This is a genomic window from Peribacillus sp. FSL E2-0159 (assembly GCF_038643155.1).
Taxonomy (GTDB): domain Bacteria; phylum Bacillota; class Bacilli; order Bacillales; family DSM-1321; genus Peribacillus; species Peribacillus simplex.
This window is the reverse complement of the sequence record NZ_CP152053.1, coordinates 5,569,806-5,582,048: the sequence shown is the minus strand read 5'-3', so window position 1 is coordinate 5,582,048 and position 12,243 is coordinate 5,569,806. Positions and strand designations below refer to the sequence as shown.

Annotated in this window: 9 protein-coding genes; 4 read left to right on the top strand and 5 right to left on the bottom strand. The window is 40.2% G+C overall.

Going from position 1 to position 12,243, the window contains the following annotated elements; translation table 11 throughout:
- Positions 1 to 103: 103 nt before the first annotated feature.
- Positions 104 to 520 carry a hypothetical protein gene (locus NYE63_RS27300; RefSeq protein ID WP_342603519.1) on the top strand — a complete coding sequence of 139 codons (417 nt, stop codon included), beginning with the start codon at positions 104 to 106 and terminating at the stop codon, positions 518 to 520.
- 144 nt (positions 521 to 664) lie between these two features.
- Here the strand turns inward: NYE63_RS27300 and NYE63_RS27295 are convergent, their stop codons facing one another.
- Complete coding sequence (locus NYE63_RS27295) at positions 665 to 2,110, bottom strand: PLP-dependent aminotransferase family protein (protein ID WP_342603518.1); 1,446 nt, start codon at positions 2,108 to 2,110, stop codon at positions 665 to 667.
- A gap of 122 nt (positions 2,111 to 2,232) precedes the next feature.
- On the opposite strand from NYE63_RS27295, the gene NYE63_RS27290 reads away from it, so the two are divergent.
- A complete protein-coding gene (locus NYE63_RS27290; RefSeq protein ID WP_342603517.1) occupies positions 2,233 to 2,841 on the top strand; it encodes a LysE family transporter in 609 nt (202 codons plus the stop codon).
- A 156-nt stretch (positions 2,842 to 2,997) separates the two neighbouring features.
- Here NYE63_RS27290 and NYE63_RS27285 read toward each other — a convergent pair whose 3' ends face one another.
- The 3 genes from NYE63_RS27285 to NYE63_RS27275 form a co-directional block, all read right to left on the bottom strand.
- Positions 2,998 to 5,970: a DEAD/DEAH box helicase gene (locus NYE63_RS27285; RefSeq protein ID WP_342603516.1), complete on the bottom strand. Its 2,973-nt coding sequence runs from the start codon at positions 5,968 to 5,970 to the stop codon at positions 2,998 to 3,000.
- Complete coding sequence (locus NYE63_RS27280) at positions 5,963 to 7,588, bottom strand: hypothetical protein (protein ID WP_342603515.1); 1,626 nt, start codon at positions 7,586 to 7,588, stop codon at positions 5,963 to 5,965. The genes NYE63_RS27285 and NYE63_RS27280 overlap by 8 nt, the downstream gene beginning before the upstream one ends.
- 536 nt (positions 7,589 to 8,124) lie before the next feature.
- Positions 8,125 to 9,018, bottom strand: a complete 894-nt coding sequence (locus tag NYE63_RS27275; protein ID WP_342603514.1) for a helix-turn-helix domain-containing protein — start codon at positions 9,016 to 9,018, stop codon at positions 8,125 to 8,127.
- A gap of 542 nt (positions 9,019 to 9,560) precedes the next feature.
- Between NYE63_RS27275 and NYE63_RS27270 the strand changes: the two genes are divergently transcribed.
- Positions 9,561 to 9,878: a hypothetical protein gene (locus NYE63_RS27270; protein ID WP_342603513.1), complete on the top strand. Its 318-nt coding sequence runs from the start codon at positions 9,561 to 9,563 to the stop codon at positions 9,876 to 9,878.
- 28 nt (positions 9,879 to 9,906) lie between these two features.
- Here NYE63_RS27270 and NYE63_RS27265 read toward each other — a convergent pair whose 3' ends face one another.
- Positions 9,907 to 10,050, bottom strand: coding sequence for a hypothetical protein (locus tag NYE63_RS27265; RefSeq protein ID WP_342603512.1), 144 nt, complete (start codon positions 10,048 to 10,050; stop codon positions 9,907 to 9,909).
- A gap of 460 nt (positions 10,051 to 10,510) precedes the next feature.
- On the opposite strand from NYE63_RS27265, the gene NYE63_RS27260 reads away from it, so the two are divergent.
- On the top strand, positions 10,511 to 11,947 hold the full coding sequence (locus NYE63_RS27260; RefSeq protein ID WP_342603511.1) for a hypothetical protein: 1,437 nt from the start codon (positions 10,511 to 10,513) through the stop codon (positions 11,945 to 11,947).
- Positions 11,948 to 12,243: the final 296 nt, after the last annotated feature.

Sequence of the window (12,243 nt, the reverse complement as noted above, 5' to 3'; positions counted from 1 at the left end):
AATATGAAAATCTATTATTGAGGAAGTATTTTCATTATCCGGCAGGTATATGGTACAGGATAAAAGAATTAGGTATAAAGAATCTAATAAAAGGAGGGTATTTATGAATTATAAGAAGAAATCCAGCAATAAAGTAACTATTCGTGGAATTACAGTGAAATTCGAAAGGAGAGGAAGCGGAAGGTCAAATCTTACAAAGCCAAGTTTCTTTGATGCACTTCAGCACGTCAATTCTCCTTTTGACAAGGATCCCCGCTCTGATTCACCCTATCAGGATTTTCCACTATGTCAGGAGATAACCCTTTCTTTTTTTGAAAGAGGTGCTAAAACATCTATTAATTATGACCCCCACCAAGAAAAAATCATCATTGAGGAAAGTTCAGAGACATATCAGACGAATAAGGGTGAGGCGCTTACAGCAATCCTCGATCATATCATGATCAATCATGGCAATCACCATTCTTTTTTCATCATCCAGCAAAAAGAGCGGAACGTAAAAATGATAGCTGCTACTCCGTGATATCATCTTCTAGGCATTGATAGGTATGAGACTTCCGTTAAGTGTAACGTAATTCGAAAAGATACTTTACTCAATAAGGTTGGAGCTGCCACGGCAGCTCCATTACTGTTTCAACATGATGAGCTTCTCCAATCCTTCAAGATGTCAAACCAACTGCCGAATGATCTTTGAAAGGGTTTGGATGCCATAAGCTAATTGTTCCTCCGAGGCGTATGAATATGAAAGCCGTATATGTGTATGGTTATTTGGTTCGTATATGTACCCCGGATTAAGAAGTATGTTCTCCTTTATCGCTTGCTTGAAAAGGTTTGGATTCACGATGGGTTTGCATAATTTTAACCATATGTAAAACCCGCCTCGAGGTATTTGCCATTCAGCCAGTCCCTTAAAATATTGATTGAGAAGAGTTAATGTAAAATCTCTACGTGCTATCAACTCATGCCTTAGCCACTCTAAATGCTTTGAATATTGACCATTTGCTAACCATTCTGCTACAAGGTGTTGGGAAAGTGCACTGGAACCGTAATCCATTTGCATTTTAATATCCGCTAAACGTTCAATCACGGTTATTGGGCCAGCAATCCATCCGATACGCAATCCGGGGCTTAATGTTTTGGATATACTGCCAATGTGCAATACAAGGCCATCTGCATCAAGGGATTTTAAAGGCGGCGGAGGTTCCTTTTCAAACCACAAATCACTATATACGTCATCTTCAATAATCGGGATCTGTTCTTTTTTGCATAGTGATAATAGGTTTAGTCTTTCTTCTTTTGTCCATGTAGAATTTGTTGGATTGTTAAACGTAGGAACAGTATAAAACAGTGACGCTTTCTTCCTTCCGTTGATGCGCTTTATTTGTGTCGGGATACTTTCCCGGCATTGTTTTGATAAACCTACTAAATGCATGCCCGCAGATTGAAAAGGGTGAACGGAATTTAAATAAGAAGGGGATTCATGTAAAATCATAGATCCCTTTTGAAGTAAACCAACTGAAATCAACTGGAGTGCCTGAAGCCCGCCAGAGACGATCATGAGGGAGCTGGGACTTGCGTTGATCCCTTTTGTTTCTAAATAAACACTTATACATTGGCGAAGCCTCTTATCACCCTTGGGCTCGGAATAACCTAAAGAGTGAGCATCAAAAGAAGTGGATTGCAACGTCTTTTCAATTTGTTTTGTAGGCAATAGAGATGGAGATAGTTCGCCTGTACCTAATCTGATGATGGCAGTGTCCGTTTCATACTGATTAATGTCCTGAATCGTTTTTAAATTTGGTTCATGAAGGCCATTTCGGACATAGTTTTTCCAGTCGGGCTGTTTGCTGGAGACGAGCACATTCCATGTATTGTTCGAAACGAATGTGCCGGACCCAATCTTAGTTTCCAATAATCCTTCTGCAATCAACTCATCTATGGCTGTGATGATTGTACTTCGGTTTACACCAAAAGAATCGGCCAATGAGCGTTGTGATGGAAGCTTAGTACCAACTGGCCATTCCCCTCGGGTAATTTGTTGTTTGATCCATTCTACTATCTGTAGGTGAAGTGATTGGTCGGAAGTCCGGTTTGGTCTCCATTCGATAAACATACAAAAACCACTCCTTTCATGTTCTATATTCATTATAAATTGGTTGGTTTGAAAACCAACCAATTGGATGGTCAATCCTTTGTTTATTTCATTATACTGAATATGAGGGGAGGGGTATTCGTATGGGACCATTTTTTCATGGATTATTATTGGCTTTAGGACTAATACTTCCTTTGGGAGTGCAAAATGTATTCATTTTTAATCAAGGAGCAATCCAACCTACCATTAAAAAAGCATTGCCAGCAACGATTACAGCTGCCATTTGTGATACGGTGCTCATTCTGTTAGCCGTTTTAGGTGTTTCGTTGATTGTCATGCAATATGATTGGTTGCGCCTTGCTTTAATCATGATCGGAGTTATATTTTTATTGTATATGGGGTTTCAGATTTGGCTTGCCAAATCGAACTCACAGTCAGGTGCCCAATCTATGCAGATGTCCACCAAAAAACAAATTGTATTTGCCCTATCCGTATCATTACTGAATCCGCATGCAATCTTGGATACGATAGGTGTAATCGGTTCGAGCTCACTTGTTTATTCAGGAAAAGATAAAATGATTTTCACCATAACGTGCATCTTTGTTTCATGGTGCTGGTTCCATGGATTATGTCTTGCGGGCCGTTTGCTAAAAAAGGTTGATACATCTGGCAAATTCCTTGTAATATTAAATAAAATTTCTGCAATCATCATTTGGATCACGGCTCTTTATATGGTTAAATCGCTTTTTTGAATCAGATAAACGTATTCGAGTATTCAAGAGTTTAAAAGTTACAGGACGCTTATGAATAAAAAAGGAGAATGCATATACGATATGCATTCTCCTTTTTTTTGACTTGATAAGCTAACAACAATCTGCTCTCATTCATCTTCATATCGTTAGAGCGGGTTATTGAAGAGCAACTAAGTCCTTGATTTCCTCTGTGGAAAGTTCGGTGATCCAGTTGTCACTGCTGATGATCTCATCGTTCAGGGCTTGCTTTTTATCAAGCATCTGGTCGATTTTTTCTTCCAGGGTCCCTGTGCAGATTAGCTTATGAACGTGAACGAAACGCTGTTGCCCAATTCGGTAAGCACGGTCGGTGGCTTGATTTTCAACAGCTGGGTTCCACCAGCGATCATAGTGAATCACGTGGTTTGCTTCTGTAAGATTAAGACCAGTGCCGCCTGCTTTCAACGAGAGTATGAAAATAGGGAATTCCCCATCTTGGAATCGGGTGATCATTTCATCGCGCTGCTTCTTGTTCGCACTCCCGTTGAGGAATGGAACTTCAAAGCCATATCGTTTTTCCAGCAATTCTTTTATCATATTGCCCATCCCGATATATTGTGTGAAAATAAGACAGCTTTCATCCTGTTCGCGGACAGCATCGATTAGCTCGGTCAGTTTCTCGAGTTTGCCTGATCGGTTAGGCGCTTTCATGATGTTTTCCTTTTCCGTCTCTTTTAAGTAAAGAGCTGGATGATTGCAAAGTTGCTTTAGCTTATTCAGCATCTGAAGGATGATGCCTTTTCTTTCAAAGGCAGACAGCTGTTCGATATCAGTGAATGTATCCTTTATCAGTTGTTCATACAACGATGCTTGCTCGGTGGTAAGCGGTACGAATTCCTTTTGTTCTTGCTTATCCGGAAGATTAAGAGCGACTTCTTTATCTCGCTTAGTACGGCGAAGCAAAAAGGGCTGAATCAAACGCTGCAATTCCTTGATTTTATCCTTCTGTTCATCACGCTCAATGGTCGCCACATATTTTTCCTGAAACTGACCTAGCGTTCCAAGATAACCTTTATTGATGAAGTCGAAAATCGCCCATAGCTCACTTAAACGGTTTTCCATCGGCGTACCCGATAAAGCAATATGATGTCTGCCATTTAGCTTGCGGACGGCTTTGGATTGCTTCGTTTGGGCATTCTTGATGTTTTGTGCTTCATCAAGGATTACGCTGCTCCAATGGATGGAGGTCAGTTCAGCCATATCTTGGTGGGTCAGTCCATATGATGTTAAGACAATATCATGATCGGCTGCCAGCTTAGTAAATGCTTCACCTTTAGCACGATTCGATCCGTAGTGAAGGTGAACTTTAAGTGATGGTGCGAATTTTTCCAATTCCTTTTGCCAGTTGCCAAGGACCGATGTCGGGCAGACGATGAGCGCCGATTGTACTGAGACGGATTCGGAGGCAGTGGTAATGACCTCAGCCTCATCACTGCTTTCTGCGCTACTATCCTCTTCGACAATGATCGGTTCACTCTTTTGTTCGTCCCTGGGGGCAGTGGGCAGCTCTTTACCGGCTCCTTCTTTGCCTTTCACATGAAGTAGGTAGGCAATCATCTGGACGGTTTTTCCAAGTCCCATATCGTCGGCTAGACAAGCACCAAAACCATGCTCCCTTAAAAAAAGGAGCCAGCTCATGCCAAGTTTTTGATAGGGGCGTAAATCACCTTGAAGTGCATTAGGGACAGGCAGGATGGATATGTTTTTGGTTTCCCGGAGTCTTCCCACCATTTTACGGAGCTCCTGGTTCAATTCAAATTGAATCCGGAGCATTTCGTCGTTTTCAGAATCGTTATCGCCATCTTCATTTAAGCCATTCAACAGTTCCTGCTGCAGCAAGTCAGTCAGTTGGATGCCTTTTTCATTAGCTGTTTCCATCAGCTCCTGAATTTGTTTAATGAAAGCTGGGTCAAGCTTGACCCATTGGCCGCGGATGAAGACAAGCCGCCTTTTTTCATTGACGAGCTCCTCGAACTCCGCCTCAGTGAGCTCTTTGCCATTTAATGAGAACCGCCAATCAAAGTCCATTAAAGCTTTTAACCCGACATAAGAAGGGCCGCGGTTCGATTGGCTCTTCACTTTCGCCTTGACCTTCAATGAGGACTCTTTCAAGGCAAGCCACCACGATGGAAGAAGAATTTCGACGCCAAGAAACAGGAGTTTTTCGCTTGCGTCGGTCAAGAACTCCCATGCATCCGTTTCCGAAATCTCCCTTTTCAGACGGCCATTCTCCCCAAGCCATGGCACGACGAGTTGCCAGCGTTTCGTAGCACGCACCACTTCACTTGCATACTTATTCCAGCCGCGCGGCAGTTTTTTTCCTGTATATGTTTCAATGATGTTCTCATCCCTTTTGGAGCGAAGGGTAACATCGAGTATCCAAGGCCCATTACCATCAGGAGGCTCAGTTAAACGGAGACCTATAGTGAATGGTTTGGGATCGGGCAGGGTACCGAGCCATTCCTGCCAGCTGTCTTTGTCAAAAAAGGCCTGCAGTTCTTCGGGAGAAAGTCGTGTATCCTTTAATGCCCCGACGGCTTCACTCCATTTGTGCTGCATGGGTGAATAGCTTTTTAAATACATATTAGCGGCACCGTTATACCACTTTTCGATAAAAGTACGGTTGGTTTCCAGTTCAGGTGAAGGGAGATCCAAAGATATTTCTTCTTCCCAAAAGGAAGGGACGAATTCCTCTTCCACTTCTTCCGGCAGCTTCCACCCGATGGAGTCCAACTGAAGATTAGTGAAATCCGGTACGGGGATTCCAGCTTCAATGGATTCATGAAGAACGGGCGCTGCTGATAGGCAAAGGGAGGATATCTCGGACCATTCCCATTCTATGAAGGAGTTAAAGCTTTCCCTCGCAAAAAAGTTGAGAAGTCCCCAGGCGTCAAGAATGAATACTTGATTTCCATCCACTATATCGGTAGTCATTTTAGTACCATAAAAGCTTGCGTCATCCCAGTTGAATAACAGCCTGCGTATATAGTTCGTAGTGAGGAAGGTATTCTCTTCATTGATGACACCAAGGGCGTAAGTTCCGTTTTCGAGAGCCGCTATTTTGATTTTTAATTTCCCTGGATTAAACATCGATAAGCTTACCCCTTTTTAGTTCTTCTTGGAAAGCGCGAAGCCGTTTGGTTGAATCTGCTACATAAAGTATATAACGTTCAAATACGTCTTCCTTTTTGCTCTTTTTATAGATGGTGCGCATTCTTTTCAAATAACGGACAGCTTGCTTATAAGCAGGCCGATTTTTTAAAGAAACTTTTTCCTGGACCGCATGATAATAAAGTGGCAGGATTAGTTCCGGTTCTTTTGAGACCACTTCTTTGATGGATTCACTGCTGATTAAGTCAATGCTGATTTCAGAGTAAATATGCATCTCCACCCATTTTTTATATTGTCCTTGTTCAAAAAGGAAATTTGCATAGTTCCAATAGCTGTGCGGAAGGGTGGCCCTGTAAAATTTCTCAAGCAAATCGGTCCGTTTTAATTTATAACAACAACTGTTAATTAAAGTCGTAAAGGTCCGGACGAAATCTACCCGTTTATAATAATCGGATAAACCGGCAAGGAATTCCTGGACATTATTATTGATGAATTCAATGAAAGGGATGGCCCGTGACCGGTTGTCTGATTCAGCCAGGAGATTCAGCCAATAAAAAATGTATGGACAGGCCTCCTTCTTCAATTCATGAAGAAGCTCAACCGCTTGTTTATCATGGTTCTCCAAAAGGGATAGGTGAATGGCTGCGAGGGAATAGGACGTCCTCTCAGTGGTGCCCATATACTTCTCGGGAAGTTCATTATTGATTCGTCCCAGTTCCTCTTTACGCCATGAGGAATTGGAGAATAAGTAGCTCCATATCTCCCGATAGAGGTCGATCTTTTCGTATTCCAGACCTTCCCCTCCATCCAGTAGTTTAGCTACATCTTCCTTGATGCTGAAAACGAATGGATCAAAGGCGAAGGGCCTCGCTTGCCTGCTAAGCGGCTGTACCGTTTCGTGCAGCTCTTCTGCCAGGTCAACTGCAAGTGCATAAAAGACCCTGATCGTTTGCGTCTCACTTTTATGCAGCTGAATCATTCTCAGTGTCTGCTGCATCGTGCAAAATTGCGTAACGAAATGATAAAGCAATTTCCATTCCCTTTCCATCGGAGCCTTTGAGCTAAGGCGTTTAAAGTAAGTTTGTATATGATTTTCAATCATATAAGTAGGCTCGCCTATATGAGGCTCGACATGTTCCGCAAAGGCATCACTCACGAATTGCTTCCATGATGGATAGCTTTTATCTAAGGTGATGGAGTTTCCCGCCGCCTGTTTCAGTAATTCACTCGCCCGCTGCACTTGCTGCAGTGCTTGGGCGGTTGTGGTGCTTTTTGGTGCTTTCCATTCGCTCAGCCATTCGGAAACACTAGCGTGTTCTGAATACGCAGAAAAGAAAACGGCCATTTGATGCCGGCAAATGAACCTTGAATCACAAGTACAGCTTCCATCCTGAGGGAAGAGCAGATTCAGCCTGGCCTTGAAGCGTGTCTCATCCTGTACCTCAGCAGCAATCGTATCCACCGCTTCTTCTTTAATATCAACGAGCCCCTGACGGTATAACTGGAGCCCTTGATTCACAACGTCCGAATCTTCCGAATTCCCGGCCTCCAAAAATTCCGCCAGCCGTTCCCCAACTAACAACAACTCCCGCTCCATACTCTCCTCCTTCAGGGACAAGCCCTGTTTACCAAAATTATATTTTTGTATGATCATGAACCATCAGTTCTTTAACTTATCGTAGTCAAGCCGATTTTACACTCGCGGGCTGTGCATATACTTAGTCCCGAGATCGAATGCCGGACTTTTTCCATGGCAGTTCTCTTTACGTTCTAATCCATTTAATTGAACAAACCATCACTGCATCTAGCCGTATATTCATAAAAACCCTGTAAAAGTCAATATCGTCAAAAATCCCCTTGAATATAAGCGGTTCGGATATAAACAGGAATAACTGGGCTTCACGTTAACCATGTCTCAAATCCTTCATCATCATCACGCTTCACAAAACTAAGTGATGAGGGTCCGGACCTTTTTTAAAAGTGCGTTTTTGAAGCATCTCTTTATTATACTTCATTTTGGCTTGGAATTTAAAATGTAGAATAGAGGTTTTGGAAATGATGAGTGTGAGATTATACATATTCGTGGTGAATGGGAAGAGCCATTCCCGTGGGGAATGGCTATAAATTAAAGAATTAGTTTATTTTCATTTCGTTCTTCCAACTGTCCAACTTTTTGTTGATGAATGTGACAAAGGTATGATTTTTTTGTAATTTGAATAGAAACGCTGACTTTTCCAAATACTCTTTTGCCTCTTCAAAGTTACCCACGAGTTCAAAATTGTAACCTAAATGGTAATGTAAATCCGCTAAAGCATATAATTGATCATGTTCAAGGCACCACTTTATGGCATCTTGGCAGCAGGCAATGGACTCTTCGTATCGGACCAGGCGTGTTAACACTCTGCCAAAATTATAGGAAAGTCGTGTCTTTAGCGTTTTATCCGTCAAAAAGGGCAGGGCTTTCAAGTGATCTAAAGCTTTCTTTAACAAGGCGAATGCATTTTCGTACTGTTCTTCGGCAACATACATTACACCAAGGCTGCTTAAGATTTCAAGCTCCCGTTCCGAATAAATTTTGTCGGTCGTATGAGAAATGGCGATGGCCTGATTAATGAATTCTATGGCTCTATCTAAATCTTTATTTTTTTCATATTCGTATATTCCCTTGTGCCAAAGAATCAATTGATGATTCTTTTTATTTTGAAGAAAGAGGGGACTGTTTTCCTCAGCCTTTACAATTTGCTGCATTTCCTCATAATTTCGGGTTCTTCTGGCTATTTTTAATTGATAAATCACTTCTTCCACGTAATCCAGCCTAGGGGTCATTCCAATATCGAAAAAATAGTTTACATCAACGCCTAAACGTTGGGAAATTAAATAGAGAGTGGATGCATATGGATAGACATCGCCCTTTTCAATCTTACTGATCTGTGCTTGTGTACAAATACCGGATGCCAACTCTTCCTGGGAAAGCCCGATTTGTTTACGTAGCTCCTTGATCTTTTGTCCAACTGCAAAAAAATCCATTTTGATTCTCCTTAAAATATGCCTAGAGTTATATTTTGTTATGAAAAATCGGTGAAAGCGGTATGTACAGGTCCTGAACGGTTTAAATAGAATCTTTAGTCGAAATATATGGTTTTAAGAAGTGTGGTTAAATATAACTATAGAATTAATTTCTATTTTAACCAATATTTTTTTAAAAGAAAAGGAGGAATGACCTATGAAAAAAAGTACTAAAGCATTAGTCGTATCTTTTCTTATCATCGCTGCTTTTGTTATTGTCCCAAGCGAATTACCAGGCCTTTACGCAGAACTTCCAGGTTTATATAAATAAGTAATGAAGCTTTCTATTAATCATTCAAGCATCTTCAATTGAAGATGTTTTTTTATTATGTTAAATGATTATTCTTTTGCGCATATTCCTGTAGTTATAATTATCTATGAATGGGGAGTGTAAGGTCCATTTGGTAGGTGTGGAAGAAACGTGAGCGTAGTTTGTAACGCCTATTTCCTTTTACTGATTTTGTTATAGTGTAAATAACGAAACGGAGAGAGGTGTAAGGTTAATGATTGATATTAATATGAAAGTTAAGCCCTCTTTTTATGATGATGAATGTGCCATTGTGTTTTCTTTTTATTTTGATAAGGCAACAAGGAAAATTGGTGAAGCTGTGGTGTACACATGCCAAAAATCAGATGAAAAAGAATACAGCCAAGATCATATAGATACAGATGTACAAGAAAAAATCGCTTATCTTAAAGAGTTTTCCATTGTGGATGAATATCAGGCAACCTCGATGAAGAAAATTCAACATTTTTTGAATGTAATCGGTATCAAGAAATGTGTGAAGCACAACCTTCAGGGAAATGAAATCGCATTTTAAACGATAAAAACTCATGACATCCCACTTGTCATGAGTTTTTACCATTTAAATGAGAGTTTTGAGCATTCATTTTCCTTTTGATGAAATCGCTCATTTGTTTTCGTGCACTTGGTTTAGCGTTATTTGTTCTTTCAAAAAATTTAAAGTGTTCTTTATTGCTATCTGATTTCATGATGTCTCTCCTTTGCTTTTTTTTATTTACCCATCTTTTTTTTAGTTAAAACGTGATTTCCATGATAAAGGGAGGAAATAAAGAAATCTTGTAATTATTCCTATAGTTATATTTTCATCTGTGAATCTCTGTATACGAGGATTAATTAGATAATAATAAGTGGTAAAGCCTAAATATGGAGGAATTTCGTGTTTTATCATACTTAAAATAAATGCTAAAATGGTCCGAATATCGGATTTTTCATTAGAAACATCAGTTTCTAGTACCCTAAAGTGAAGAGGGTTGAAGAACTCTTTTCGATGGCCCCCGAGCACTTGCTTGGGGGATCTTTTTTTATTTGGATTATTTGTCCACTTTTTTTCTATAATATGTTTCGTTTTGTTTGTATATACATGGGTAAATATAAGAAACAAGATGATTTAAACCTGTTTTTAGCAGTTTAATCGGAGGCATATATTTTATGGATGTGAAAGTAAAGAATGATCCCACGAAGCGAACTTTCCAGCAGTACATTTTTCCGTTTACGCTTGAAGGAAATATGATTGAAAAGTTTGTGAAAAAGTTGATTGAGAACAATTTCGTTTTTTTGAACTTGAAAGATATGGAACAACAAAATCAATTTTACGGTGGGCATAAAGTTTCGCACCGTAAATTGGAAAAGTATTTCATGCCTTACATCGAGCCGATCTTATTTCCGGGTAATGCAAAACAGAAAGAAGGCTTGCGGCGTTTCACGAAAAAACTGGATATTGATTGTACCTTCGAATCACCCTATCTAAATACCCCATTTATTATTAACTCTATAGATATCTTCATATGCCCATTTCATATTGGGATGATGAATCTTCGTGTTACATTACCTGAAGGGCTTTCACATGATGATGTGCTCTATTTTGGTGATACATTCCGAATCCTCGAACCGATTGCTGATGATGAAGAAAAAACGAAAGTCGGCTGTCGGGAAAATCAGTATGAACAGGTGAAGGATTTCATCTTCAATGAACTATTGCCGCCAATGGAAGAATATATGGATGAAGAACAAGCGGACCCGACATATTTTGGCAGTTTGCCTTTCTTCATCGATGAAAGAATGTACGTGATCAGTTATATTGCATTCCCTGAGAATCGTGATATTTCTAAAAATGACTTATTCCGGATCAGTGAGCTGAACGGGTATGACAATGATGGTGAGCCATATATAGGCGCATTAAACCCTGATTATATAGAAAAGTATTATCAAGAAAGGGTATATGACAGGTGGGGCAAGGAAACCTATTATGTAACAAGCATGTATCATTTCGCGTGTGTCACGAAAGCGACAGGTAAACTGGAAGAGGAACTGGCAAGCGAAATGTATGGCCAGCATTTTTATACAGTGTTGCTTTTCTTCTATTATAAGATCGTACTGCTCAAATTGGCTCATGAGCATTCCAAGATAGATGTGGAAAAAGATCAATCTGATACGGAACAGCTGATTTTCATGATCACTGAGTTTTCTGCAAAGTACTTATTCACTGAAGTCAATAGTACGGCTATCGGTAAGGAGCTATTCAAAAAGACGGATGAAACCTTCAGGATTACCCCTCTCTATAATGAAGTGAAGGAAACCCTTTCCTACCTTTATCAAAATCAGGATAAACTGTCTGGTAAAAGCAGTAATTATCTCTTGCAAATACTAACAATTTATACGGTTGTCTCCGGGATATTCGGAATGAATCTATATATTGAAGATTGGAAAGGGAAATTACCGTGGAAAGCTTATATGAATTACACCTTATACGAATGGGTAGCTGTCATTGTTACGACAAGCGGTCTAGTCATTTCTGGCATCTTGGGCTTTTTCTTCTTGAAAAAATGGCTGCAAGAGAAAAAAAGCCGAAAAAAAAGAATGCTTTAGTTTGTCGACAAGGGGGCTTTTGGAATGGCCTTACCCAAACCCTTATTTTAAAAGAAAACTGGGTTATCCTTGTTTTTTTATATGGTTAAAATCCTCTTAAGGTTGAAGAAATTTGCGACACTCCTGCCGAATAACTCGCTAGCACGCTAGATGCTTACGGCGAAGAGGCTTACAGACAGTCGGCGGAAAGGGAGCGGATTTCTGAAATCAACTGGCTCTTCTGCCAATTTGTCTTCAGTCTATAGTCCTGTACACTATGTACAGGACTTTTGTTTTAGAAAAAACATGGTTAATTA

Excerpts from the sequence above, each read along its gene's own strand:
- NYE63_RS27300 (WP_342603519.1), top strand. The coding sequence starts at position 104 with ATGAATTATAAGAAGAAATCCAGCAATAAAGTAACTATTCGTGGAATT.
- NYE63_RS27295 (WP_342603518.1), bottom strand. The coding sequence starts at position 2,110 with ATGTTTATCGAATGGAGACCAAACCGGACTTCCGACCAATCACTTCAC.
- NYE63_RS27290 (WP_342603517.1), top strand. The coding sequence starts at position 2,233 with ATGGGACCATTTTTTCATGGATTATTATTGGCTTTAGGACTAATACTT.
- NYE63_RS27285 (WP_342603516.1), bottom strand. The coding sequence starts at position 5,970 with ATGTTTAATCCAGGGAAATTAAAAATCAAAATAGCGGCTCTCGAAAAC.
- NYE63_RS27280 (WP_342603515.1), bottom strand. The coding sequence starts at position 7,588 with ATGGAGCGGGAGTTGTTGTTAGTTGGGGAACGGCTGGCGGAATTTTTG.
- NYE63_RS27275 (WP_342603514.1), bottom strand. The coding sequence starts at position 9,018 with ATGGATTTTTTTGCAGTTGGACAAAAGATCAAGGAGCTACGTAAACAA.
- NYE63_RS27270 (WP_342603513.1), top strand. The coding sequence starts at position 9,561 with ATGATTGATATTAATATGAAAGTTAAGCCCTCTTTTTATGATGATGAA.
- NYE63_RS27265 (WP_342603512.1), bottom strand. The coding sequence starts at position 10,050 with ATGAAATCAGATAGCAATAAAGAACACTTTAAATTTTTTGAAAGAACA.
- NYE63_RS27260 (WP_342603511.1), top strand. The coding sequence starts at position 10,511 with ATGGATGTGAAAGTAAAGAATGATCCCACGAAGCGAACTTTCCAGCAG.